The 735-nt window shown below is 72.1% G+C and carries 1 protein-coding gene; it reads right to left on the bottom strand.

The features are described from left to right. Positions 1-122: 122 nt before the first annotated feature. Positions 123-735, bottom strand: a 613-nt coding sequence (locus D8M29_RS13280) for an N-acetylmuramoyl-L-alanine amidase (protein ID WP_238693438.1), incomplete at its 5' end; no start/stop codon positions are given.

A 735-nucleotide genomic window follows, 5' to 3' on the forward strand; every position in this document is an offset into this window, starting at 1 on the left:
CGCGGCCGGTCCGGGTCGGGAGCATCGGGGCGATCAACTCCCATTGGGTGTCAGAGAGCATCTGGAACCGGGACATGTCCCCAGGGTCTCAGCTGACTCGTGCATCTATTCTCAGACACGCCCTAGTAGGCGGTGGCGCGGGCCATCGCGTCCACGACCTCCTCGGACGGGGCGACCACGTCGTAGTCGCCCATCGTGGAGATGCCCATCGTGCCCCGGTTGAACCCGCCCGCGTGCGTGCCCAGCGGGTTCGATTCCAGGGCGCCGCGGCGGCCCTCGTAGATGTTGCCGAAGCGGTCCGTGATCAGGTGGTACGGGAAGTCGCCCCAGCCGAGGGTCTTCGTGTAGTACGCGTAGATGCCGTGCATCTGCTCCACGGCCTGGGCGTGCGAGTAGTCGTTCGTGCCGGCCGTGTGGTGGATGGTCAGCGCGCGCACCTGGTCGAACTGCGGGGAGTCCTCCGCCCAGGACTCGTCCGCGCCCCACTGGGCGCGGGTGATGACGTCCGGGAGGATCTTCGCGCGCGCGTCCGAGGCCGTGGCCACGGTGTGGGCCTCGGCGGGTGCGGCGCCCCCGACGACGGCGCTCGACTTCACGCCCCGGGGCAGGCCGGCGGTCTCGGCGGCCTGCTCGGCGGCCACCGCCGGGTGCGCGCTCGCGACGGTCTCGTCCGTGGCGGCCGTGCCCGGGTCGATGAGGGACAGCTCGAGGCCGGCCGGGGCGGCGCCCTCGGGC

The organism is Micrococcus sp. HSID17227 (assembly GCF_003989405.1).
Taxonomy (GTDB): Bacteria; Actinomycetota; Actinomycetes; order Actinomycetales; family Micrococcaceae; genus Micrococcus; species Micrococcus luteus.